Below are 25,284 nucleotides of genomic sequence, written 5' to 3'. Positions count from 1 at the left end.
CACGGCAAGCCGTGCTAATTTAACTTTATTAACCGTTTACAACATCGTTAATTGCTTTATCGAAACGTGCTAAGCCTTCTTTAATATCTTCAAATGGGATCACTAGAGAAGGTGTAAAACGAATCACATCCATACCTGCTACTAAGTTCATTAACCCATTGTTAGCACTCGCCACTAAAAAGTCGCGTGCACGTCCTGCAAATTGCTCGTTTAATACAGCACCAATTAATAAACCTTTACCACGCACTTCGCTAAACACATTGTATTTTTCGTTTATTGCAGTTAAGCCTTCGCGAAATAGTTGCTCACGTTCCTTTACGCCATTTAATACATCTTCAGTATTAACAGTGTCAAAGGCAGCTTCTGCTACTGCACACGCCAGTGGGTTACCACCATAAGTTGACCCATGCGTCCCTACTTTTAGATGAGCAGCAATGTCTGTTGTTGTGATCATTGCACCGATAGGAAATCCGCCACCTAATGCTTTAGCGCTTGTTAAAATATCAGGAATAACATCTAAACCTTGGTACGCATATAAGTCACCCGTTCGGCCAACACCTGTTTGTACTTCGTCAAAAATGAGTAATGCGTTATGTTTAGTACACAGCTCGCGTACTTTTTTGGCAAAATCGTTTGTTGGAGAAATAATACCGCCTTCACCTTGAAGTGGTTCCATCATTACAGCACATGTTTTGTCACTAATAAGTGCTTCAAATGCTGCTAGATCATTGTAATCACAATGGACAATGTCACCCGGTTTAGGACCAAAACCGTCTGAATAGGCTGCTTGACCACCTACCGTCACGGTAAAGAAAGTGCGGCCGTGAAAACCTTTGTTAAATGCGATGATTTGTGATTTTTCTGCGCCAAATTTATCAAGTGCAAAGCGACGTGCTAATTTAAGTGCTGCTTCGTTCGCTTCTGCTCCCGAGTTTGCAAAGTAAACTTTTTCGGCAAACGTTGCATCAACCATTTTTTTTGCAAGGCGAAGTGCTGGTTCATTAGTCATTACATTTGATAAGTGCCAAATTTTGTCACCTTGCTCTTTAAGTGCATTAACAAGAGCAGGGTGACAATGGCCTAAACAATTAACTGCGATACCGCCAGCAAAATCAATAAATTCGTTGTTATTTTGATCCCACACGCGAGAACCTTCACCGCGTACTGGAATAACAGCTGAAGGATTGTAGTTCGGTACCATTACGTCGTTAAATAAATCTCTTGTTACTTGCATCATTACACCTAAATTATATGGGCTAGATTGAAATGTTAGTTGCTAATGTAAAGAGGAGTTAAGCCATTACGCCTCAGCAAACTAATAATTATTTTATGTTGAGTGTCATTATCGAAGGTTGGAAGTTAAAATTGTAGTGCTATTTTGTGAAAAATGACTAAAATAAAAATCAAAATAACGAAATTAATTGCCAATATGATAACACCTCAAGATGAAAAGCTACTTTCTATACTTAAAACAAACGCCAGAGCGAGTATTTCTGATTTAGCTAGGCTCCTTAATTTATCTCGATCTACAGTACAAAGTAGGATGCTTAAATTAGAAGAAACGGGTGTGATTAAAGGTTATAGCGTTGATTATGGCGATGCTTTTTTAAGTAAAATGGTATCGGCACATGTATCAATTAAAGTGATTCAAAAGCTGACTACAAAAACGAATATTGAATTAAAGCAGATTGATGCCATATCGCAGCTTTATGCTATTAGTGGTGAGTTTGACTTAATTGCAGTGGTCCAAGCACAGAATTTAGAAAAGTTGAGTCATTTACTCGATGATATTGGTAATTTAGATGGTGTGGAACGCACAACTTCTTCGGTTATTTTAGAGACCAAGTTTAAGCGTTAATGTATTTCATTTATGAATTTATAGCTTATTTAAGTATAGGGTTAGCGCGTTTAACAATTACTTTTTTTGCTGTATCAAGTTTTATGAAGTAGGCGTTACCCCCTATGCCCTTAAACTCCTCATCTGTGAATACAATTGTATTGTCGTCATAGAAGGTGATGGCTTCTTTTTGTGTAATGATGCCTAAATCTATTTTAGATACATCACCAGAGAAAAACTGATCATCTTCAAAGTTTTCAAATAACCAAATACTGGTAGAGTCGAGTAGCACAAGTTTTTTACGATCTGGACTTAACGCTGCCGACGTGATCCAACACAGTTTTTCCATTGTTGTACAGGTTTTAAAAGATCCAATTAATTGCGCTTTAAAGTTAGCTGCGTGGTCGCCTACTTTGTATAGATTTGTAATGCCATCAAAAGGCTCAGTGCGATTTTTTGTGAATAAATATAGGTGGCGACCCAGAGCTACAAACGCCTCAAGATCAAAATTACGATTGCTTGGTTTTATTGGGCTGCCATCCATTTCAGGGTAGGTAAACTTTATTATTTCGGCCTTTGTTGAGTCGGTTTTAATATCGATTGGATTCTCTATTTTATAAATAGTTAGCCAACGTCTATCATTTTTATTGTTACCAAAATCACCTAAAAAGAAATGACCAAATTTATTTTGCGTCATGTCTTCCCAATCAATGTTTTTAGCATTTGAGACTAAAATTTCTTGCGCAATCGAACCATCTTTATTCAAGCGGTAAAGCTTAGGTTCGTCGCCACCGTCGTTAATTGCCCACAAGCGATTACGCTTATCAAATTCAATGCCTGATATTTCTTTAAGCTTAGGATCGAATGTGATTTCTTTTTTACTGTATAGGGTATAAATTGAACTAAGGGTAGACACTATTGCAACTATAAAAATAACAGCCATAGTTAATAAAATGCTTTTTTTCAACATGAAATTTACGATATTTCAGAGTGTTAACTTGCTGTGTATTATCACTTAAGTGAATACGTAACTAAAGCAGTTTATCAAACAAGTTATTTGGTCGGCTTGAATTGATTTATCAGAGTATTAGAGATAAATATTAAATGCCTACAATTGCTCTAATTGGTTTAAAAATTGCTCTATGTTGTGTATGTCATTCTTAATGTCTATGTTTTCATATTTTATGCACTAATAAAGTGCGATAAAAAGATTGCTTGCACTGTAATAAAGCGTAAACAAAAATTTGCTTTACTACGGTAAGCTCAAAGTTTGAATGAATACAATCCCACATCGCCAACTTTAAAACAGGCCCTGTGGCAATAATTAAATACCTTTTACTGTTTAGTTGGAGCCTACTATGTTGCATAAACGTTTTTTTAAAACAAAAGATGAAGCGGAAATCACCTTCGAATTTGCTCACCCGGACGCGCAAGAAGTCTGTTTAATTGGTGAATTCAATAGTTGGCAACCCGTGCCAATGAAGCTTAATAAAAAACAAGGTGTGTTTAAATGCAAACAACGCCTTCCCCTGGATCAACAGTACCACTTTCGTTATTTGATAAATGGCGAATTTTGGGATAACGATCATAAAGCGGACGCTTATGAGGCTAACAGTTTTGGCACTGAAAATAGTATTGTAAATACCCAACGTATCAATTAAGGCCTGTAAATGAATGAACTTTCGCAGTTGTTTTACTTACATGGCATTGGTTATGAATTTACCAAGTACACAGGCGAGCAAATATTTTTTAGTGAAGATACCCGTAAGCGTGCCTTGCAATGCTGCGGAATCAATACTTACGATCATAACAAAATAGCTCAATTAAATTACAAGCTTGATGTACTGCCTTGGATGCAATTGTTGCCAAATGTAAGCTTAGTTGAACAAACAGACTGTTATTTAAAAGTTAAAATAGATGACAGACAACTTGGCCAAACTGCATCAGTAAGTGTTGCACAACTGGGTATACAGTGTGAGTTTACTGACCTTACTAATTTAACAGTCACAGGTGAATACCACTTCAATGGTGCCCGTTACATTGAAATTGCGCTTCCTATACCAGTCATGCCTGCAGGGTATTACCAAGTGAGTATTAATGTAGGCGAACACCATTCAAGCACCGAAATTTGGTCTGTACCTGAGCGTGTTTTTCAGGTTGAAGATACAAAAAAAACGGGTTTGTCGATTCAGTTATATACGCTTAAAAACAATGAAAGATTAGGAATTGGAGACTTTTCAGACTTACTTACGCTTGTAGATTTATGCAGTGAGCATAATATGGATTACATTTTGCTCAACCCTCTGCATTTGTTGTTCTGCGACATGCCTGAGCGTGCAAGCCCATACAGCCCTAATAGTCGTGCTTTACTAAACCCTTTATATATATCGATTGGTTTATGTGAAGACAGTAAAAATAATGCTGAAATCACAAAAATTATGCAAAGTAATGAAGCTACTTTACTTCTAAATAACAGTAAACAGTTTATTAATTACGAGAATGTTAGTTGCGTTAAATACAAATTGTTTAAGGCACTGTATAACCACTTCGAATTAACAGCCAGCAAACTACGCCGTGACGCATTTAATGCTTTTTGCGACAAACATCAGCCAACGTTACAAACTTTAGAATCAAAAAATCCTCTTTTCGACTATTACCTTCAGTGGCAAGCGCATTTACAACTTGGTTTATGTCAAGCGCGTTGTGTGCAGGGGGGTATGAAAATAGGTTTGATTAATGATTTAGCTGTTGGGTGCGCCGGCGACGGTGTTGAGTTCAAATCACAACAATCATTATTTGCTGATAATGCCAGTGTGGGCGCACCACCTGACCCTTGGGCTGAAGGTGGTCAAAATTGGGGGTTGCCGGCTTTAAACCCGCAAAGTTTAGCACATGATAACTACTCGTTTTACCGTTCATTAATTCGTGAAAATATGCAGAATGTAGGCGGGTTAAGAATCGACCATGTTATGGCTATTCGTCGTTTATGGTGGTGTTTTGAAAATAACGGTCAGCAAGATGGTTGCTATATTTATTACCCCTTTGAACATTTGCTGGCTATTTTGAAAATAGAGTCGCATATTAATCAAAGTATAGTTATAGGCGAAGATTTAGGCATTGTTCCACCAGAGGTAAAGCATGCTTTGTCATGCAGTGGTATTTTTTCAAACAGTTTATTTTATTTTGAAAAGCATAACGACGGTGACTTTTTACCGGTACACAAATTACCCGCTCAGTGTTTATTAATGATTGCAAACCACGATGTACCTCCATTTACAGGCTGGTGGCAGCACGATGACATAGCTATAAAGCTAAAATACCAATTAATTGACAACGCACAATCAACGCAATTAACCGACCAAAGAGCTGATGAGCAAATACGGTTGCTGCGTTTTATTAATGCTTCGGCTGGGCTTAAATTAACCATACACAGCGATGCTAAGTCGGTTTATGGTGCACTTAGTCAGTGCTTAGCTGGCTCAGACTCTCGGTTGTTTGCTTTACAAATAGATGATTTAGATGAACAGCAATACCCGGTGAATATTCCTGGTACAGACAAAGAGTATCCAAATTGGCGACGTGTATTAACACATACATGTGAAGAAATTTTTGCAAACAACGCCACGCTTTTAGCTGCAATCGATTCAATAAGGAAAGGTTAAATGAGCAGTACAGCTTCAAATAGTTCGGTATTATCTAAATCTCAAAACGCTGACTACGATGCGCAAGTTAATGCGCTTGGCACGGGACGATTTAAAGACCCATTTAGCTTTTTAGGTGCACATAAAGTAAATGAATCAAATGCAGAGGTGCGTTTATATTTACCCGATGCACAAAGCGCTTCTCTAACAATAAATAACAAATTAGTCGAAACACAACGATATAAGCAAAGTGACTTATTTATAGCCTATATAAGCCAGTTACCTGACTCGCCTTATTTATGTACTGCCCAATATAGCGACACTTCGAGTACGTTTTTTGATGAGTATAGTTTTAAAAGTGAGCTTGATACTGATGCCATGTACTTATTTAACGAAGGCAGCTTAGAGCATGCATACTTGCACTTTGGTGCACATTTCACTAACCAGCAAGATGTAGATGGCGTTCGCTTTTGTTTATGGGCACCTAATGCCGCCAGTGTTTCTGTTATTGGCGAGTTCAATTTTTGGCAAGCAAACCGGCATTTCATGCGTTTTCATCCTGCCAGTGGTGTTTGGGAATTATTTGTTCCCGGACTCAAAGCAGACATGTGCTACAAATTTGCTATCACAGCGCAAAGTGGTGAGGTAATAGAGAAAGCAGACCCTTATGCTTTTAAAATGCAACAGGCACCAGGTACCGCAAGTGTTCTGCAGTTCAAACCAGAAGCAATAACTCTAAGTGAACAAGCAATCAGCAATAGGCAAAAGCGCAATCATATAGACGCACCAATCAGTATTTATGAGGTGCACTTAGCGTCGTGGCAGCGTGGTGAAGATAATCGTTATTTGAGTTATATCGAGCTTGCCGACAAACTCGTAGGCTACGCGCTTGAAATGAACTTTACCCACTTGCAGCTTATGCCCATAAGTGAATATCCGTTTGACGGTTCATGGGGATATCAGCCAGTCGGATTATTCGCGCCGACCAGTCGTTTTGGTGATTACAACAGCTTTAAGTATTTTGTAGAGCAATGCCATAAATACAACGTAGGTATTTTACTTGATTGGGTTCCGGGGCATTTTCCAAGCGATCCCCATGGTTTACATCGATTTGATGGTACACACTTGTACGAACATGCCGACATGCGCCAAGGCTTTCATCCAGATTGGAACACGTATATTTATAATTATGATCGCCCAGAAGTTAAGAGCTTTTTAATTTCTAATGCAATGTATTGGCTTCATCAATTTGGCTTAGATGGTTTGAGGGTTGATGCCGTTGCGTCAATGCTGTACTTAGATTACAGCCGCAAAGAGGGAGAGTGGATACCTAATTGTTATGGCGGTCGCGAAAACCTCGGTGCCATTGAGTGCCTCAAACAAGTTAATTTACGCAGTTATAAAAACAACCCTGGCATTATGATGGTGGCAGAAGAGTCGACTGCTTGGCCGGGAGTCACACAAAGTGTAGAGCATAATGGCTTAGGTTTTGGCTATAAATGGAATATGGGGTGGATGAACGACAGCTTATTATATATGCAGCGTGATCCACTTTTTAAGCAACATCACCATCATGAAATTACGTTTTCGATGGTGTATGCATTTAGTGAAAACTTTATTTTACCGCTTAGCCATGACGAAGTTGTTCATGGGAAAGGCGCGCTAATTGAAAAAATGCCAGGCGATGATTGGCAAAAATTCGCAAATTTACGTGCTTATTATGCATTTATGTGGGCACACCCAGGCAAAAAGTTATTATTTATGGGTGGTGAAATAGCTCAACGGGCTGAGTGGGGGCATGATCATTCTATTGATTGGCATTTGCTAGAACATGAAAGTCATAAAGGTATAAAGCAGACAGTAAAAACGTTAAATCAGGTCTATAAAAATCAACCCGCGCTTTATGAACTTGATTCAAGTGCCGCAGGTTTTGATTGGATTGATAACAATAATAACGAGCAAAGCATTTTAAGTTTTGTACGTTATGCTAAAAATGCCCATGACTTTATAGTTGTGATTGCAAACTTTACGCCTATGTCATATCAAGAATATACCTTGGGCGTTCCGAGCAAAGGCGTTTATAAAGTAATCATGAACACCGATGAAAGCGATTTTTTTGGTTCGGGTATTAAAGTATCGCATAACCAATCAAATACAGTTGTCACTAACGATAATCCTCAACATGGTTTTAACCAAAGCATCACGATTGCTATGGGTGGCTTAACCACAATATATTTGCAAAAGGTACAAGATGAGTAATCAATTTGAAGTCACTCACGGCCTTGTTGAGCCCCTCGGATCAAGCTTGCATGCAAATGGTGTTAATTTTTCATTGTATGCGCCAAATGCGACACAAGCGTATGTGTGTTTATTTGATAAAAGTGGCCACTCTGAAATACTTAAAGTGGCTATGAATATAAACGAAGGCGGTATATGGAGTGTTCATATTGCACCGCTTAATACTGGGGCACTGTATGGGTTTAGGGTTGAGGGTGAATACAATCCAAATACTGGGATGCTATTTAATGAACATAAATTATTAATTGACCCTTACGCAAAAGATTTATTTGGTGAGTTTACATGGAGTGAGCGCCATTATGGACAAATGCCGATAGGCACCAAAAGTACGGTTAACAATGCCATTGATATACCAAAATCAAAAGTGTCATCACTTGTTTCATATGAACATAAAAAACCGAATCACAGGTGGTCGCAAACAGTCATTTATGAGTGTCATGTAAAAGGGACTACGTGTCGTCACCCTCAAATACCTAAAGCTTTGCAAGGTAAGTTTTTAGGATTGAGCCATCCGTTTTTTATTGAACATTTAAAAAGCTTTGGAGTAACAGCAATAGAGCTACTCCCTGTGCATGCTTTTATTAGCGAGCAATTTTTAACAGGCAAAGGCCTACAAAATTATTGGGGGTATAACACGCTTAACTTTTTTACTCCTCATAAAGACTATTTAGTAAACGACGATATTAACGACTTTAAACAGATGGTTAAGGAGCTTCATGCTGCAGATATCGAAGTTATTTTAGATGTTGTTTATAACCATACAGCCGAAGCGGGCAACGATGGTCCTATTTTGTCATTGCGTGGGTTAGACAACCTTGCTTACTACCGCACAGCAGAAGCACAACCTAATGTATACATAAACGATACGGGGTGTGGCAATACTATTAATATTGATCACCCAAAAACGTTGCAGCTAGTGCTCGATAGCTTGCGATATTGGGTTGAAGTAATGGGTGTTGATGGCTTTAGGTTTGATTTAGCAACAATACTCGGTCGCTCTAAATCAGGATTTAGTTCAGCGCATACGTTTTTGCAAACCATTGCTCAAGACCCTGTTTTAAACAAGGTAAAGTTAATTAGTGAACCATGGGATATTGGCCCGGGCGGTTATCAACTTGGGGCTTTTCCTCCACCTTGGCGAGAGTGGAATGACCAATACCGAGATGTAATTCGTCGTTTTTGGAAAAGTGAGGAAGGCATTATAGCCAGTGTAGCTAAACGCTTGCATGGATCGTTTGATATATTTGAGCACAGCCAACGTGGCCCATTAAACAGTATTAATTTCATAACCAGTCATGATGGATTTACGCTGGCAGATTTAGTGAGTTACGAGCATAAACACAACGAAGCAAATGGTGAGAATAACAGAGATGGCCACAGTGCTAATTACTCATTTAATTGCGGAGTAGAAGGTTTTAGCAATGATGAAAAAATAACCGCATTAAGATTACAACAACAAAAAAACTTTTTGCTTACATTAATTCTTTCTAAAGGTGTTCCTATGATTGCTGCTGGCAGTGAAATAGGGCACTCGCAAGGAGGCAATAACAATGCATATTGTCAAAATAATCGTACGAGTTGGCTTGCTTGGAAAGAATCACAACTTAATCATTCATTAACTCAATTTATAGACGATGCACTTAAAATTAGGCGTGCGCACAGCGCATTCAAACACAGTGTATTTTTAGAAGACATAGATGAGCGTTTTACCGTTAAATGGTTTACCGAAACAGGAAAAACCATGACAGATTCGCATTGGCATGAAAATTCGCGTCAATTTTTAATGTACAGCTTACTTGATAAGCAAAATAAGCATGCGTTACTTATTGTATTTAATGCCAGTAAAAAAAGTATTTTTTGCCAGCTACCTGCATCACCTATTAATGCACCGTGGCAATTGGTTTTATCAAGTGTAAATAATGCATCTTTAATAACTCACCAAGATGCAACCGTTGAAATTTCTGCACAGAGTAGTTGGGTTTTTAGTGCTAACTTAGAGGACGTAGCTAATGGCTAAGCAAGTTGAACAAGTATGTGTTGTAAAAGGGTGGCAAGAAGGCCCTGTGATTGACGAAAGCACCTTAAAAGATGATTTAACACGCCATTTTTATTACACCCTAGGTCGAGATAAAGTCGGCGAATCGCAGCTTTATTTATACCATGCATTAGCATTAACGATCCGCGATCGTTTGGTTGCGCGGTGCCGAGAAACTAATAAAAAAATAAAACAGCAAAAAAGCAGAAAAACGAGTTACCTTTCACTTGAATTTTTAATGGGGCGCGCACTGGGCAATGCGGTATTAAATCTTGATTTAGAAGATCAAGTTTCATCGGCATTGCAAGAGTACTGCACTAAAATTGAAACAATTGAAGATGCAGAGCACGACGCGGGTCTTGGTAACGGTGGCTTAGGGCGCTTAGCGGCATGTTTTTTAGATAGCTGCGCAAGTTTAGCTCTACCCGTTGTTGGTTATGGTATTCGTTATGAATACGGAATGTTTAACCAATCAATCAGTGACGGTAATCAAATAGAGCAACCCGATAATTGGCTACGCGAAGGGCATCCTTGGGAGCTGAGTGCCCCCGAGCATTCTAAGCGTATTAAGTTTGGTGGTTATGTAAATAGTTATACCGATAAACAGGGTCGAGAGCACCGCCAGTGGGTTAGTAGCCATGATGTGTTAGCAGTGCCTTACGATGTGCCCATTCCTGGTTATAAAAATAATATAGTAAATACACTACGCTTATGGAAATCAGAAGCGACTGACGAATTTAACCTAACCGAATTTAATGCAGGTAGTTACTCCGAAGCGGTTGCACAAAAAAACTTAGCCGAACAAATTACCATGGTACTTTACCCTAACGACAGCAGTGAAAATGGTAAAGAGCTACGACTACGCCAACAATACTTTTTATCATCAGCAAGTATTCAAGATATTGTTGATCAATGGGTGAATGATCATGGTGAAAGCTTTACTGACTTTGCTGATTATCATGTTTTTCAATTAAACGATACCCATCCAAGTATCGCAGTTGCAGAACTCATGCGTGTTTTAGTTGATGATTACGAGCTCGACTGGGATGATGCATGGCAAATAACTACAAAAACAATGGCCTACACAAACCATACGTTATTACCAGAAGCGTTGGAGAAATGGTCAGTTTCATTATTTTCAAAATTGTTACCGCGTATTTTAGAAATAGTATTTGAGATAAACGCACGTTTTTTAGCAGACGTTGCACAGCATTGGCCTGGTGATGTTGATAAACAGCGAGAGCTATCACTGATAGAAGAAGGTGGCGAACCGCAAATCCGCATGGCTTATTTAGCCATTGTGGGTAGCTATTCAGTTAACGGTGTTGCTGCACTGCATACAGAACTATTAAAAGCCGGTTTATTTAAAGAGTTTTATGCACTATGGCCAAATAAGTTTAATAACAAAACCAATGGGGTTACACCTCGCCGCTGGCTTGCCCATTGTAACCCAACCTTGAGTGAATTGATTAGTGAGAAAATAGGCAGCGATTGGGTACGCGACTTTGCTCAAATAAATCAGTTACGCCGTTTTTATGATGACACATCATTTCAAACACAGTGGCAAAACGCCAAAGTAATAAACAAACAACGTTTAGTTGATTTAGTTAAAGAGCGCTGTGGTGTAGAGTTTGATGTGTCTATGATGTTTGACGTTCAAGTTAAGCGCATTCATGAGTACAAGCGTCAGCTACTAAATATCCTCCATGTTATCCATTTATATGACCGCATTCGTCGTGGCGACACGCAAGGACTCGTGCCTCGTTGTGTTTTACTCGGTGGTAAAGCTGCACCGGGTTACTACATGGCTAAAAAAATAATTAAGCTAATCAATAATGTAGCAGATGTGATCAATAAAGACCCACTAGCGTCATCGTACTTACGCGTGGCTTTTTTACCTAATTATAATGTCACAGCCATGGAAGTTATTTGTCCCGCTACTGATTTGTCTGAGCAAGTCTCAACAGCCGGTAAAGAAGCTTCAGGCACAGGCAATATGAAGTTTATGATGAATGGTGCATTAACTATTGGCACGTTAGATGGTGCCAATATCGAAATTAGAGATGCTGTTGGTGCTGATAATTTCTTCTTATTTGGCGCTGAAGCGCATCAGATTGATGATATTAAATCGCGTTATAACCCCGCACATTTAATTGAGCAAAATAGCGATTTAGCCAATGTCATGCATTTGCTAGAAAGCGGACACTTTAATTTATTTGAACCTTGCCTATTTGACGATGTAATTAACGCAATTAAGAGCCCACACGATCCATGGCTTGTTGCACACGATTTCGAAAGCTACGTATCTGCACAAAAGCAAGTAGATAAAGCCTATGCTGATCAAGCTTATTGGACGCAAATGAGTATTTTAAATACCGCTGCCAGTGGCATATTTTCAAGTGATAGGACCATAAGCCAATACAGTGACGACATTTGGCATTTAACCCCACTCAATACTAGTGACACTGACTCAACGACAGCTACCAGTAAAGCCACTAAAAGTTAGATAAATGGAGAGAAAAGTATGCCTAATTATGCAAATCGCTACATAAGTAGCCTAACTAGAGAAACGTATGCGTTAATACTTGCTGGTGGTCGTGGTTCTCGCCTGCACGAATTAACCGATTGGCGTGCAAAGCCAGCCGTATACTTTGGTGGTAAACACAGAATTATTGATTTTCCTTTGTCTAACTGTATTAACTCGGGTGTTAGGCGTGTGGGTATAGCAACACAATATAAATCTCACTCACTTATTCGCCACGTAAATCGAGCTTGGGGACACTTTAAAAAGGAATTGGGTGAATCGGTTGAAATATTACCTGCATCACAACGCCATGGTGATGAATGGTATTGCGGTACCGCCGATGCTGTTTTTCAAAATATGGATATTATTCGTCATGAGTTGCCTAAATATGTAATGATTTTATCAGGCGACCACGTTTATCGTATGGATTACGGTGCATTGCTTGCTGAGCATGTTCAAAAAGGGGCCGATATGACCGTGTGTTGTATTGAAGTACCCGTTGAAGAAGCTGCAGATACCTTTGGTGTAATGACAGTAGATGAAGAAAGCCGTGTTTGCCGTTTTGATGAAAAGCCAGCTATGCCTAGCTCAGTGCCAGGCAAGCCGGGTACATGTTTAGCATCCATGGGTAACTACATATTTAATACTGAGTTCTTATTTGAGCAACTTAAGAAAGATGCAGAAAATGAAGGCTCAGGCCGCGATTTTGGGCATGATATAATCCCTGCAATTATTGAAGAGCATAACGTTTTTGCATTCCCATTTAGAGACCCTCAACAGGAAGGTCAACCTTATTGGCGCGATGTAGGAACACTCGACTCATTTTGGGAGGCTAATATGGAGCTCGTTATGCCAGAGCCTCAACTTGACCTATACGACCCAGCGTGGCCAATTTGGACATACCAAGAGCAATTACCTCCCGCTAAATTTATATTTGATGATGACGACAGACGAGGAATGGCCCTTGATTCTACCGTATCTGGTGGGTGTATTATTTCGGGTTCGGCAGTAAGAAAATCATTGTTGTTTTCTAACGTGCATGTGCGCTCATTTTGTGAAATTGAGCAATCGGTTATTTTACCGGGTGCTATTATTAACCGCGGTTGTAAAATTAAACGTGCAATAATAGACAGAAGTTGTGAAATACCAGCAGGGCTTGAAATAGGCTTTGATCGCAAAACAGATGAAGAGAATGGCTTTAGGGTATCAAAAAAAGGCATTGTACTTGTTACGCGAGAAATGCTTAGTGAACTTGCTAAAAAATTAGAACGTCAAACACAAGAAAATAAGAAACTAGCTTAATACAGAGTTAGGTAAAAACAAGCTTGCCCTGAAGCGGGCGAGCTTATTAAAACAAAGGAAGCAGTAAATTAATGCATGTATTAATGGTGGGTGCAGAAAACGATGCGTTACCTGGCGCTAAAGTAGGTGGTGTAGCAGATGTAGTTCGTGATGCACCTAAAGCTCTTGCAAAGCAAGGCGTATCGGTAGATGTGGTGATCCCAGATTATGGATTTGAGCCATTAAATAGGCATTACATAGGTGAAGTAACGGTAGCCTTTAATGCTCAATCTCATGTATTGACCTTGTTTAAAGTGGATCAAACAAAAAATAACATAACCCAAATTGTGATAAGTCACCCAATGTTTAGTGAATCGGGTAGTGTTTATTGTAATGATGCACCGGGCAGGCCATTTGCAACCGATGCAACAAAATTTGCGCTATTTAATGCCGCGGTTTGCGAAGCATTATTGCAAGGGTTACTAAAACACCCTAATACGTTGCATTTGCATGATTGGCATAGTGCATGTGTTGCTGTTCTCTTAAAGTTTGAACCGCGTTACAGCCCACTAATTGATATACATTTAGCCTATACAGTACACAATTTAGCACTACAAGGAATAAGACCTTTTAAGCACGATGAGTCGAGCTTAGAGGCTTGGTTTCCATCACTAAGTTATAACGGCCAACACTTGTGTGATCCAAGGTACACAAATTGTTTTAACCCAATGCGAAGCGCTATTAATTTAGCAGATAAAATTCATTTAGTGTCGCCTACCTATAGCCAAGAAGTACTTAAGCCAAGTAATTATAACGATGGCTTTTTTGGTGGTGAAGGGCTTGAGCACGATCTTCAAAATGCAGCTAATCTAGGGAAAGTCGTCGGCATTTTGAATGGCTGTGAATACCCTGGGCCTGAAGTAATAAAGGCAGATATTAATGAGCTGTACAGCGAGGCTGAAAAAAGTTTGTTTAGTTGGATGGGTAATAGCGAACAGCTTGAAAGCGGTCACTACATTGCACACCAACGATTGAAACAGTTTAAAGCAACCCCACATAACGGCCCACTAGTAACTAGCGTAGGTAGACTTACAGAGCAAAAAGTATTGCTATTGTGCCAGTCTTTAAATGGTGAACTTGCTATAGACGCAGTATGTAATAGTATTAATGAGTACGGTGGGCGTTTAATTATATTAGGCTCTGGCGATAAAGTGTTAGAAGCCGTGTTCACAAAAGCTATGACGCGTAACGAAAACTTATTATTTTTAAAAGGTTATGCACAAAAAGTAGGCGACTTAATGTATCAATTAGGTGATTTATTTTTAATGCCTAGTTCGTTTGAACCGTGTGGAATTAGCCAAATGCTGGCAATGCGTGCAGGTCAACCTTGTTTGGTGCATAGCGTTGGCGGATTAAAAGATACAGTAAAACACAACGAAAATGGGTTTAGTTTTAACGGCGCAACATTACTTGAGCAAACACATAGTTTGCACGTATGCCTAGCTGAAACGCTAGCATTTTATAAACAATATCCAAAAAAATGGCAGCAAATAAAATCTAATGCAAAAGCAGTACGCTTTTCGTGGTTGCAGGTTGCAAGTGATTACATTTCAACCTTGTACCGATAAAGTTTATGTGATTTAACTTAAGCGAAGTGACATTTTAGATTATTTACGCTATTAATAACTTGGTATTAATGGATTTAAATAAAGTAGGTAAAGTGTCTATATTTGTTGCAAGGCAAGCAATTTTCAATCGGCGTCAAAAAGTAGTTGCGTATGAGCTGCTTTTTAGGGACAGCCCTAAAAACTTTTTTCCAGATATAGCCGAGGGACAGGCAACTGCGCGGCTTATTATGGAAAATCAGCTTAATTTGGGTACACGCCATATCACCTCAGGTAAAAAAGCACTTATCAACATTGGGCCAGAATCTTTAGAGCTTGACCTATGTGCCTTTTTACCATGCCAAGACGTTGTAATAGAGCTGCTTGAGAGCATAGAGCCCACCGATACAAATTACGAGTTATGCCGAGAGTTATTTCATAGTAATTTTAATCTCGCCCTTGACGATTTTGTTTATAAACCGCAATGGGATCGTTTTTTAAAGCTCGTTAAACTCATAAAATTTGATATAACCATAACCCCATTAGATGATATTCACCCTATTATAAAAAAGCTTAAAGATCACAAACAAATTAAGTTGCTGGCCGAAAAAATAGAAACACAACAAGAATATGAAGTTGCCGCTGGTATGGGCTTTGATTACTTTCAAGGTTATTTTTTTGCAAAACCCACCATGATGAAGCATAACGACATTGATTATAACTACGGGTTAGTTGTAGCTATTTACGCTGAGATAATGAAACCTAATCCAGATCTAACGGCAATAGCACAATTGTTTGAACTTGATGCAGCACTAGCTTATAAATTACTGCGTTTAATTAATAGCGGTGTGTTTCCAATACAAAGTAAAATTGCGTCGTTAAAGCAAGCGCTTGTTTATTTAGGACAGGAGCGTTTAAAAAAGTTTGTTAGTTTAATCGTGACAGCTCACACTGCCGGTAAAAAGCCTGCAGAGCTAATGCAAGTGTGCGTGGTGCGTGCCCGTTTTTGTGAATTGATTGCTAAAAAAGTGGCCAAGCATCAGTCAGGAGAGGCTTTTTTAACCGGATTATTTTCACTCCTTGATGCTATTTTAGATCAACCAATGAGCTTGCTTGTCGAAAAGTTACCTTTTCAAGATGATATAAAAGCAGCCCTGCTTGAAGAAAAAAACACACTGTATTACATTTTAAAAGTTGTTAAAGCATACGAAACCGGCAGCTGGTGGGCACTCGAACAAGCAGTTATATTTTTAAATATACAAAGTGATATACTACCAGAGCTTTACCAAATGTCGGTTGACTGGGCCGACAGCTATAAAAATAATATTTAACGGAAAATAGCGCTAATGCGAAATTATAATATGGACTTTATTCGCGGCATTGCCGTGCTTGGCTTAGTGTTTATGAATGGCTATGCTTTTGGTTTTATGGAATTTGGTTATGTGCCATTAACCACCCCCCCTGTAAGCGACACCCTCATTCAATATATGAATATACTGTTTATAGAAGGCCGATTTAGAACGCTGTTTAGTCTACTTTTTGGCGCAGGTTTATATATTCAATGGCAGCGCTATAAGTCATCAGTTCAAATAAAGAGCAGATTATATTGGCTAATAATTTTTGGCCTCATACACGGCTTTTTACTTTGGGCTGGTGATATTTTGTTTGTTTATGGTGTATCTGGCTGGTTTATTATTAAATATTTAGACACCGACAACCCCAAGCTATTGCAAAGAGGGCTTGAGTTTACGGCTCTCTCAGCAGTAGTTACATTTTTAGTGTTGTTGAGTATTCCTGACGATCAGGCTTATCGTGATTCTGCCAAGTTTATCGAGTTATTTAGCCCCCATTACAGTGATTATTTTAATGAAAATCTTTATATAAATATTCTTATGCTAATAACAGTACCGCTAATGACTATGTGGATGTGCGTTGGCATTATGCTAATAGGTATTTACGCGTATAAAGAGGGGGTTTTTAGCAAAGGTTTATCAACTCAGCAGTTGTGGATATGTACAGTAGGTGTACTTATTTCTTGTGCTATAAGATTAATCACATCAACGCTTACTGGTGGCTTGGGTTTTAGTTTACAAGAAATTTCTAACATGTTCGCCGCCCTGTTTATGGCCGGGCTTTATATTCATGTAATTGTTAAGTTTTGTGGCAATAGCTCACAGTTTGGCAAACTAATACAGCAGGCGGGTCGCATGGCATTCACACTATATATCAGCCAAACCGTTATGCAATTGCTTATTTATAGAGTGTTATTTCCAGAGTGGATACTTAGCTTTAACAGAATAGATTACTGGTTAGTTGCCGCTAGCTTAGTTGCTGCACAGTTATTATTTACGTTATTTTACAGTTGTTATTTTAAACAAGGGCCGCTTGAAGTGCTTTGGCGTAAATTAACCGACATTAAATCGGCGGCATAACTCGCATTTTTAGGTGGTTTGGGTATACACTAGCGACCCTAAAAAATTAATACCATTAAGTGATATGACCGAATTAAAACGTTTAAATAAATTTATTAGTGAAACAGGTTTTTGTTCACGCCGTGAAGCCGATAAATATATTGAGCAAGGTCGTGTGTCAGTTAATGGTAATTCGCCAGAAATGGGCGTAAAGGTTGCAGCAACCGATGTCGTATTGGTCGATGGAAAACCATTAAAAACGCCACCTAAACGCGTTTATATTGCTTACAATAAACCAGTGGGTATAACGTGTACAACCGAGCGAAAAATACAAAGCAATATTGTTAAAGCGGTTAATTATCCCGATCGTATATTTCCAATTGGGCGATTAGATAGACCCTCTGAAGGATTAATTTTTTTAACCAACGAAGGCGATATTGTTAACAAAATTTTGCGTGCGGGTAATAACCACGAAAAAGAATATGTAGTCACCGTAGACAAACCACTTAATCGCCAATTTGTATCTAAAATGGTCAACGGCATTCCTATTTTAGATACTGTGACCAAAAAGTGTAAGGTTACACAAACTGCCCCTAAAGAATTTAAGATTATTTTAACCCAGGGATTAAATCGCCAAATTCGTAGAATGTGTGAGTATTTAGGTTACGAGGTGGTTACTTTAAAGCGCACTCGCATAATGAATGTAACGTTAAAAGGCTTAAAAGTAGGGCAGTGGCGTCATTTATCAGATGTTGAAATGGCGCAAATTAACGACTCGATTGCAGACTCAGGAAAAACTCAAGAGCATTCTTTAGATACTAATAAGGTTGTGGATAAAAACATTGGGGTGTCGCCCAAGCGTGACTTTCAGGGTGAAAACCCGCGCCGTAATAAACAAAAAGAGCCAGGGGGCGAGCAAAAAAATAATCGCGCTAAAGCATCTTACCAAAAGCGCTCTACAACCTATGTCGGTAAACCAAAAACGGTAAAAGCAAATAGTGCATCTAGCAATAAAGCAGGCGCACGAACAAAGCTAAGTTTAAAAAAATAAGCTAAACAATTACCATTATATTTGTTTAAGTTATAAAAAATGCCACAGTTTACGCTGTGGCATTTTTATTTAGATAAACACTTAATATGTCGTTATTTACTTGGTTCGTATTCAATTCTAAAAATCATAGTATATAAAACAGGCACTACTATTAATGTCAGTATAGTGGCAAAGCCTAAACCAAACATGATAGTGACCGCCATTGATTGAAAAAACACATCAAACAGTAATGGGATCATACCTAAAATAGTGGTTATTGCTGCCATTGCGACAGGGCGCACACGGCTTACGCCAGATTCGAACACTGCTTGATATGGCGATTTACCATCGCGAAGCTCAAGGTTTATTTGATCGACTAACACTATACCATTTTTAATAAGCATGCCGCTTAAGCTTAATAACCCAAGTAGGCCCATAAAACTAAACGGTGCGTTCATAGCTAATAAACCGGCACTTACACCAATAATTGCTAATGGTACCGTAGCCCAAATTACAAGAGGCTGTTTTAAAGAATTAAAAAGTAAAACAGTTATAGCAAACATAGCTAAATAGCCCAGCGGTAAAGAACCGAATATTGCTTTTTGAGCCTTACTAGATGATTCATATTCGCCGCCCCATTCTAAAGAGTAGCCATGAGGTAGCTCTATAGATTCAATGGGGCCTCGTACTCGGGCAAATAATTTAGCGGCTGTTTCGTCGCCTAATACATTTTGATCGGCCATTATCGTAATCGTTCGCTTTCTATCGCGACGCATTATTAGGCTATCTTCCCATTCAACTATAAACTCATCAACTACTTGTGTTACCGGCACAAATACACCTAAAACAGGGCTGTATATTTGTAAATCATGAACGCTGTCTACATTTAGGCGCTCATTCGCAGGTGAGCGAGCAATAATAGGTAAAAGCTGGGTTCCATCACGATATACACCGACTTGTTTACCCGAAAGGCTTGTAAGCAGCACATCATCCAGGTCTGATTTACTGATCCCTAAACGTCGCGCTTTTTGCTCGTTAAACTGTGGGCGAATCATTTTAGTACGTGCACGCCAATCGTTTCGGATATTAAACGCGCCGTCGTCTTGCGACATTAGTTTTTCAGCCTCTGCAGCGAGTTTTCTCAGAATAACAGGATCTGGGCCGGTAAAACGAGCTTCTATTTTTGCATCAGTTGAAGGACCAATTTCCATTGGTTTTATCTTTAGCTCGGCTGATAACGCTGAGTTTTGTGAATAATCTCGTACTTTTTGCATGACGACTGCAACAGCTTCGCGGTCTTTTACTCTTATGATAAGTTGTCCATAAGACGAATAAGACTTTTGAGGCGCATAAGTTAGCATAAAGCGCGGCGCACCTTGGCCTGTCGTGCTTGTTACTTCTTCTACAAGTTCTTCTTTTTGCAAATAGTGTTCAAGCTTTTTAATACCGTCTATTGTTGCGCGTATATCTGAACCTTGTTGTTGCCAGTAATCTACGTAAAACATAGGTGTGTTAGAGGCCGGGAAAAACGACTGCTTAACCGAGCCAAACCCCACTACTGCACTGCAAAGTAATACAACCATGAGGATCATAGTTGATTTACGGTAATGCATTGCTAAATCTAAGAGTGTTTTATAGCCTGTAAAAATAAATCCTTGGTATGGGTCGTTATCTGAATCGTCTCCGGTATTTTTATCTTTTTTAAACTCATTTTCTGAAAACATAAGGTTTGCAAAAAATGGCGTTAAGGTAATAGCGGTTATCCAGCTGAGTAACAACGATATGAATAACACCCAAAATAAGCTGCCGGCAAACTCACCCGTTGCGTCAGAACTCAAACCAATTGGCGCAAACGCAGTAATGCCTATGATGGTCGCACCCAATAATGGCCACTTGGTCTGCTCTACAATATTAACAGCGGCTTTAAGTTTAGTTTGACCCCGTTTTAAGTTAATTAATATGCCTTCGGTCACCACAATAGCGTTATCTACTAACATACCAAGCGCAATGATCAGTGCACCTAGTGATATACGTTGTAAATCTATGGCAAACAGCTTCATAAAAATAAAGGTGCCTAAAACAGTTAGTAATAAAATACCACCAATTAAAATGCCACTTTTAAGACCCATAAAAATAAGCAAAACAACAATGACGATTGCAATAGCCTCTAGCAAGCTTACAATGAAGCCGTCAACGGAGGTTTCTACTTCTTTTGGTTGGTTATAAACAGCATTAACGTCAATACCATGGGGGCGCTGGTACTCAAGCTCTGCTAAATGAGCATCAATACGTTTACCCACATCAACTACATTAACGCCATTCATAAACGACACACCAATTAATAGTGCTTGTTCAGAATTGTATCTAATAACATTAGTAGGTACTTCAGCGTATTCCCTAAATACCTCGGCAACATCACCTAAGTAAATAAGCTCGCTGGCACCTGGTTTAGAAATCAGCAGGGTTTCAAGCTCTTTAACATCTTTAAATTCGCCGGTAGGGTGAAAACGAATTGATTCGTCGCCCACTCTAATTTTACCTGCGTTAGATACCGTGTTTTGTGACTGTAATAAAGCAAATATATGGCTAGGGGCTATACCAAGTTGGGCTAATTTACGGGTAGATATTTCTACCATTACTTGTGGCTGTTGCTCACCGGCAATGGTTACTTTGCTTACCCCTTTTACTAATACCAATTCACGTTTTAAATAGTCGGTATAGTCTTTTAGTTCATCGTAAGAGTAGCCGTCACCCACAACAGAATATAAAACACCATATACATCGCCAAAGTCATCTAAAATGGTGCTTGGATAAACACCACTAGGTAGTGATGGCGAAAGGTCATTAATTTTACGACGCATTTCATCCCAAATTTGACGAAGTTGCTCTTTTCGGTAGGTGCTCTTCATTTCTACGGCTATTTGAGATTTGCCATTTGACGAAATAGACGTGACATGATCAACATACGGTAATTGTTGAATTGCATTTTCTAAAGGAAACGTAACTTCTTCTTCAACCTGTTGCGGCGAAGCACCTGGGTACATGGTAATAACCATAGCTTGCTTTAAAGTAAACTCAGGGTCCTCTAGTTGGCCTAAATCAAAATAAGATACACTTCCGCCAATTAAAAGCAGCAGTGCAAACATCCAACTAATTACTTTTTTTTCTATGGAAAGTTGTGCAAAGCTCATAATTATAAGCCTCGCTCTTTATTCCATGGGCGAACTTTCATGCCTTCTTCTATTGAATGCACACCCGCAGACACCACAATTTGGCCCTCTTTAATACCGCTAAGTACTTCTATGCCATCATGGTGTAATTGGCCAACTTCAACAGCTTGCTTATGAACTTGGCCGGTATTTTCATCATAAAGCCAAACATAGGCATTATTGTTAATCGCTTTTTGAGGATCAGAAAAAACCGACTCAATAGGCAATATGGTATAAGCAACCTGCGAGCGAGTTACTTTACTTAAATCAATTAACACACGGCCAGTCATACCGGCTAGTAAGTTAAAGTCATCAGGGACGGGTAGCGAAAATACAACTTTATAGGTCAGTGTTGCAGGATCGGCTTGGGTGTCCCATTCTTTAATGTCGAGGGTGTATTCTTTATCTTCAAAGCCATCAAATTTAACCGTTGGATGGTAATCAGTGCCTTTTTTAAAACGTGCCACTATTTTTTCAGGCACTTGAATTTCTACATCCATTAAATCGCGAGTTTCTAGGCGCAAAATATTTTGCTTTGCCTGAATGTTTTCAAAGTTTTTTACAAATACCTTTGCAACGGTACCGGCAAATGGCGCACGCAACTCGCTGTATTCGAGGTTGGTTTCAGCGATTTTAAAGGCCGATTCAGCAATTTGCATATTAGCTAAAGCTTGGTCTAACTCAGATTGGCTGGTGATTTTTTTCTCAAATAGCTGTTCTATTCTGCTCAATTGCGACTTTGCCAACTCATAACGTGCCTTTCGTTCATCAAACTGCAGTTGAAAATCTTCAGGGTCTAATTTTGCTAATAAATCACCTTTTTCAACGTGTTCACCGGCAAGAACCGGAAACTCTATAAGTTCTCCGTTTACTCTAAATGCAAGGTATGAGCCCTGGTTTGCAACCACTTCAGCTGGAAAACTACGAATATTAATTTGTGAGTCGTGGCCTATAGTGAAAAGCTTAACAGGGCGGATAGGCTCTTCTTTAACTTGTTGTTCTGGCTCAGAACACGCTATTAAGCTAAGTAAGGTCGTTGTTAATAAACATAGACGAAAGAGTTTCATGTCTTCTCCGTTGCAATATTGGCAAATTAATTAAGTGCAGAATACGCTGCAAACATATAAAATAAAATTCATTAAATCTTACATACTTAATAAGTTTTTTTTATGATGTTTTTGGGCACAATATGAAGCTGAATCAATTAGTAATTTTAGATGCCATAGTACAAAGCGCAAGCTTAAGCGGGGCTGCTCAAAGGCTTCATAAAACGCAGCCTGCGTTAACATTGGCTATTAAAAACCTAGAATCGCAAATAGGGTTTGAGCTTTTAGACAGAACTAAGTATAGATTACAGCTGACTGAAAAAGGGCGTATCTTCCATCGTGAAGCCCAACAGCTGCTGCATGCGAACGACGAGCTTGCCAAACTGGCAGAAGAGCTCTCATTAGGGAATGAACCGCAATATAAAATTTGTTACGAGCAGCTTTGTCATAAGCAAAGCTACAACCAGATCATAAGTAATACTTTTAAACAGTTTACCAGTACCGAGTTTTGTATTAGCAGTGGAAAACGATTTGCGTCGTTAGAGCAAGTAAACAATGGACAAGCAGAGCTAGGCATTGGCCCATGGTTTGATTTATTTCATGCCACTGGCGATTTAGAAAGTTTGCCCATAGGCAAGCTCGATATTGGAATAGTAAGCGCAAAAGGGGTTTTACCCAAACAGCTCACTTATACTCAACTACAAAACTACCCCTGCTTAGCCATGTTTGAAAGCGATTTAAGTATAGACAGCGAAAGGCTTTCGTATTCCAAAGGCTCCGCAATGATGAAAATAGACGATGTGGCGACCTTAAAATCGTTTTTACTCTCAGGAGCTGGTTGGGCCATGATGAGCTTAGAGCATTGCGCGCCTGAAATAAAAGCAGATTTATTACAAGAAATCCTTATTACCGACCGCGAGCATAAATTTAGCGCACAAATAAGAGCGTTTAGGCAACACGCCATTCATCATGGCCCAGTGGCACGCACTGTATGGGACCAATTTAAACAACTGAGTAAGGTCTACGCTAATAAAAATGGATATTGATAAAGAAACCCTTATTTATACTGTTATAGCAGGCATCCCAGCTGGAAAAGTAGCAAGTTACGGGCAAGTTGCAACTCTTGCGGGCTACCCACAAAACTCACGTTTAGTAGGGCGTTTATTAAAAATAATGCCAAGTGATTCGGTTATTCCATGGCATCGTGTTGTTAATAGCCAAGGTAAAATATCGTTTCCTGTGGGCAGTGACAAATACCAAGAACAGCGCCAAAAGTTATTATCAGAAGGTGTGCTTTTTAAAAACGACAAAGTAAAGATGCGAGAGTGTAAGTGGGAGTAAAGTTACCATTGTTAGCCAATTGGCAGTGTAGGTCCGATAAATTAAGTGCCATTTGACACAGTGAAATATCTTGCCGGCCATTATAAAATTTATGTTTTCGGATGACTGAAGAGTGCCAATTGTGGACACTTATAACCTTAGTCACTTGTTAGTTTCCAGTTTCACCAAACTTACTCAAGAATTGCTCAGTAAGCACTTGCGCCTGTTCAATATCTTGAAATTCCATATTTTGAGTTATACGCCGTTTGATGAAATCTAATTTCACGTAAATGTCGTTATCCTCTACTATCTCCAACCCAAAATTCGCATATGCTATGGCTCTTAGATAATTTGGATTCCCAGAGTCTGGATCGTAATTTTGATACTCTTTAACCAGCCTTAATATTGACTGCTCTCCGCCATTTAAAGCAATACTTTCAGAAAGTTCGAATTTCAATTTATTAAATTTAATTCTATGTTCTATTGTTTCTTCTCGGCTTAATTCAAATAACCCTTTACTTTGAAAGTATTCTTTATCCGAAATAGCCCATAACTCGGTCACCGCGTTATCAGATCCTAATTTAATTGCTTTTACGAGTTGCTCAACAAAGTCATCAGATATTAAGTTAGAATGTGAACAGCGCTCAAAACGAGATAAAACATCTTCGATATACTCGTAGGGCTCATCTACCCCATTTGCTTTACTAAGCCAATCATCAAGTTCATCTTGAGTTTTGGGTATTGTGTTACAGCGACGTATTTCTTTTGCTTCAAACAAGTATTCTTCAGGGGTTGCAAAAACATTGTCTTCAAAGCTAGTTTCAATTGAAATAGTCTCTTTAGTGTTCAGGTGTTTGGCAGCTACTTTGCTGCTATCATTTCCGGCACTCAACTTATCAAGTTTGCTTTGTTCTTTTATAAGAAAGCAAATAATGACAAAGGCTAAAATAGATATGACAAGAGCAACTTTTTTCACGGGGCCTCGATAGGAAACTAACGCCGCAAATAAACGGCTAAAAATAGTTGGCTATAATTTGTGAGGCACGAA

The 25,284-nt window shown here is 39.0% G+C and carries 18 protein-coding genes; 13 read left to right on the top strand and 5 right to left on the bottom strand.

From position 1 onward, the window contains the following. Positions 1-28: 28 nt before the first annotated feature. Positions 29-1,234: an aspartate aminotransferase family protein gene (locus CWB62_RS08120; RefSeq protein WP_138529000.1), complete on the bottom strand. Its 1,206-nt coding sequence runs from the start codon at positions 1,232-1,234 to the stop codon at positions 29-31. A 195-nt stretch (positions 1,235-1,429) separates the two neighbouring features. Here CWB62_RS08120 and CWB62_RS08115 point away from each other — a divergent pair, with 195 nt between their 5' ends. Next, positions 1,430-1,858 carry an Lrp/AsnC family transcriptional regulator gene (locus CWB62_RS08115; protein ID WP_058404217.1) on the top strand — a complete coding sequence of 143 codons (429 nt, stop codon included), beginning with the start codon at positions 1,430-1,432 and terminating at the stop codon, positions 1,856-1,858. Between the two features lie 25 nt (positions 1,859-1,883). On the opposite strand, the gene CWB62_RS08110 is transcribed toward CWB62_RS08115, so the two are convergent. Then, positions 1,884-2,807 (bottom strand): hypothetical protein, encoded by a 924-nt coding sequence (locus CWB62_RS08110; RefSeq protein ID WP_058404178.1) that lies wholly within the window; start codon positions 2,805-2,807, stop codon positions 1,884-1,886. 388 nt (positions 2,808-3,195) lie between these two features. Between CWB62_RS08110 and CWB62_RS08105 the strand changes: the two genes are divergently transcribed. The 10 genes from CWB62_RS08105 to rluF all read left to right on the top strand — a co-directional run bounded on the left by CWB62_RS08105 (position 3,196) and on the right by rluF (position 18,682). After that, on the top strand, positions 3,196-3,498 hold the full coding sequence (locus CWB62_RS08105) for an isoamylase early set domain-containing protein (RefSeq protein ID WP_008127875.1): 303 nt from the start codon (positions 3,196-3,198) through the stop codon (positions 3,496-3,498). Positions 3,499-3,507: 9 nt separating this feature from the next. Further along, positions 3,508-5,499 carry a 4-alpha-glucanotransferase gene (gene malQ, locus CWB62_RS08100; RefSeq protein ID WP_138528998.1) on the top strand — a complete coding sequence of 664 codons (1,992 nt, stop codon included), beginning with the start codon at positions 3,508-3,510 and terminating at the stop codon, positions 5,497-5,499. After that, positions 5,500-7,737, top strand: coding sequence for a 1,4-alpha-glucan branching protein GlgB (gene glgB / locus CWB62_RS08095; RefSeq protein ID WP_138528996.1), 2,238 nt, complete (start codon positions 5,500-5,502; stop codon positions 7,735-7,737). Continuing rightward, positions 7,730-9,793 carry a glycogen debranching protein GlgX gene (gene glgX / locus CWB62_RS08090; protein ID WP_138528994.1) on the top strand — a complete coding sequence of 688 codons (2,064 nt, stop codon included), beginning with the start codon at positions 7,730-7,732 and terminating at the stop codon, positions 9,791-9,793. The genes glgB and glgX overlap by 8 nt, the downstream gene beginning before the upstream one ends. Beyond that, positions 9,786-12,317: a glycogen/starch/alpha-glucan phosphorylase gene (locus CWB62_RS08085; protein WP_138528992.1), complete on the top strand. Its 2,532-nt coding sequence runs from the start codon at positions 9,786-9,788 to the stop codon at positions 12,315-12,317. The genes glgX and CWB62_RS08085 overlap by 8 nt, the downstream gene beginning before the upstream one ends. Before the next feature lie 18 nt (positions 12,318-12,335). Further along, positions 12,336-13,637 (top strand): glucose-1-phosphate adenylyltransferase, encoded by a 1,302-nt coding sequence (gene glgC / locus CWB62_RS08080; protein WP_058552342.1) that lies wholly within the window; start codon positions 12,336-12,338, stop codon positions 13,635-13,637. A 71-nt stretch (positions 13,638-13,708) separates the two neighbouring features. Further along, complete coding sequence (locus CWB62_RS08075; protein WP_138528990.1) at positions 13,709-15,244, top strand: glycogen synthase; 1,536 nt, start codon at positions 13,709-13,711, stop codon at positions 15,242-15,244. Between the two features lie 92 nt (positions 15,245-15,336). Next, positions 15,337-16,551, top strand: coding sequence for an EAL and HDOD domain-containing protein (locus CWB62_RS08070; protein WP_138529062.1), 1,215 nt, complete (start codon positions 15,337-15,339; stop codon positions 16,549-16,551). Between the two features lie 15 nt (positions 16,552-16,566). Continuing rightward, a complete protein-coding gene (locus CWB62_RS08065; protein WP_502704948.1) occupies positions 16,567-17,652 on the top strand; it encodes a DUF418 domain-containing protein in 1,086 nt (361 codons plus the stop codon). Between the two features lie 64 nt (positions 17,653-17,716). Next, positions 17,717-18,682: a 23S rRNA pseudouridine(2604) synthase RluF gene (rluF, locus tag CWB62_RS08060; RefSeq protein WP_138528988.1), complete on the top strand. Its 966-nt coding sequence runs from the start codon at positions 17,717-17,719 to the stop codon at positions 18,680-18,682. Between the two features lie 92 nt (positions 18,683-18,774). Here rluF and CWB62_RS08055 read toward each other — a convergent pair whose 3' ends face one another. Both CWB62_RS08055 and CWB62_RS08050 read right to left on the bottom strand, forming a co-directional pair. Beyond that, a complete protein-coding gene (locus CWB62_RS08055; protein ID WP_138528986.1) occupies positions 18,775-21,852 on the bottom strand; it encodes an efflux RND transporter permease subunit in 3,078 nt (1,025 codons plus the stop codon). A gap of 2 nt (positions 21,853-21,854) precedes the next feature. Next, positions 21,855-22,937, bottom strand: coding sequence for an efflux RND transporter periplasmic adaptor subunit (locus CWB62_RS08050; protein ID WP_138528984.1), 1,083 nt, complete (start codon positions 22,935-22,937; stop codon positions 21,855-21,857). A gap of 122 nt (positions 22,938-23,059) precedes the next feature. On the opposite strand from CWB62_RS08050, the gene CWB62_RS08045 reads away from it, so the two are divergent. After that, complete coding sequence (locus tag CWB62_RS08045) at positions 23,060-23,962, top strand: LysR family transcriptional regulator (RefSeq protein ID WP_058404170.1); 903 nt, start codon at positions 23,060-23,062, stop codon at positions 23,960-23,962. Next, on the top strand, positions 23,952-24,257 hold the full coding sequence (locus tag CWB62_RS08040) for an MGMT family protein (RefSeq protein WP_138528982.1): 306 nt from the start codon (positions 23,952-23,954) through the stop codon (positions 24,255-24,257). Before CWB62_RS08045 ends, CWB62_RS08040 begins: the two co-directional genes overlap by 11 nt. A gap of 148 nt (positions 24,258-24,405) precedes the next feature. Here the strand turns inward: CWB62_RS08040 and CWB62_RS08035 are convergent, their stop codons facing one another. Continuing rightward, positions 24,406-25,212 (bottom strand): hypothetical protein, encoded by an 807-nt coding sequence (locus CWB62_RS08035; protein WP_138528980.1) that lies wholly within the window; start codon positions 25,210-25,212, stop codon positions 24,406-24,408. Positions 25,213-25,284: the final 72 nt, after the last annotated feature.

It is taken from the genome of Pseudoalteromonas sp. S408, from assembly GCF_005886645.1.
In the GTDB taxonomy this organism is placed as follows: Bacteria; Pseudomonadota; Gammaproteobacteria; order Enterobacterales; family Alteromonadaceae; genus Pseudoalteromonas.
Note: the sequence above shows the minus strand (reverse complement) of the source record. Positions and strands in the feature narration are given on the sequence as shown.

Excerpts from the sequence above, each read along its gene's own strand:
- CWB62_RS08120 (WP_138529000.1), bottom strand. The coding sequence starts at position 1,234 with ATGCAAGTAACAAGAGATTTATTTAACGACGTAATGGTACCGAACTAC.
- CWB62_RS08115 (WP_058404217.1), top strand. The coding sequence starts at position 1,430 with ATGATAACACCTCAAGATGAAAAGCTACTTTCTATACTTAAAACAAAC.
- CWB62_RS08110 (WP_058404178.1), bottom strand. The coding sequence starts at position 2,807 with ATGTTGAAAAAAAGCATTTTATTAACTATGGCTGTTATTTTTATAGTT.
- CWB62_RS08105 (WP_008127875.1), top strand. The coding sequence starts at position 3,196 with ATGTTGCATAAACGTTTTTTTAAAACAAAAGATGAAGCGGAAATCACC.
- malQ (WP_138528998.1), top strand. The coding sequence starts at position 3,508 with ATGAATGAACTTTCGCAGTTGTTTTACTTACATGGCATTGGTTATGAA.
- glgB (WP_138528996.1), top strand. The coding sequence starts at position 5,500 with ATGAGCAGTACAGCTTCAAATAGTTCGGTATTATCTAAATCTCAAAAC.
- glgX (WP_138528994.1), top strand. The coding sequence starts at position 7,730 with ATGAGTAATCAATTTGAAGTCACTCACGGCCTTGTTGAGCCCCTCGGA.
- CWB62_RS08085 (WP_138528992.1), top strand. The coding sequence starts at position 9,786 with ATGGCTAAGCAAGTTGAACAAGTATGTGTTGTAAAAGGGTGGCAAGAA.
- glgC (WP_058552342.1), top strand. The coding sequence starts at position 12,336 with ATGCCTAATTATGCAAATCGCTACATAAGTAGCCTAACTAGAGAAACG.
- CWB62_RS08075 (WP_138528990.1), top strand. The coding sequence starts at position 13,709 with ATGCATGTATTAATGGTGGGTGCAGAAAACGATGCGTTACCTGGCGCT.
- CWB62_RS08065 (WP_502704948.1), top strand. The coding sequence starts at position 16,567 with ATGCGAAATTATAATATGGACTTTATTCGCGGCATTGCCGTGCTTGGC.
- rluF (WP_138528988.1), top strand. The coding sequence starts at position 17,717 with ATGACCGAATTAAAACGTTTAAATAAATTTATTAGTGAAACAGGTTTT.
- CWB62_RS08055 (WP_138528986.1), bottom strand. The coding sequence starts at position 21,852 with ATGAGCTTTGCACAACTTTCCATAGAAAAAAAAGTAATTAGTTGGATG.
- CWB62_RS08050 (WP_138528984.1), bottom strand. The coding sequence starts at position 22,937 with ATGAAACTCTTTCGTCTATGTTTATTAACAACGACCTTACTTAGCTTA.
- CWB62_RS08045 (WP_058404170.1), top strand. The coding sequence starts at position 23,060 with ATGAAGCTGAATCAATTAGTAATTTTAGATGCCATAGTACAAAGCGCA.
- CWB62_RS08040 (WP_138528982.1), top strand. The coding sequence starts at position 23,952 with ATGGATATTGATAAAGAAACCCTTATTTATACTGTTATAGCAGGCATC.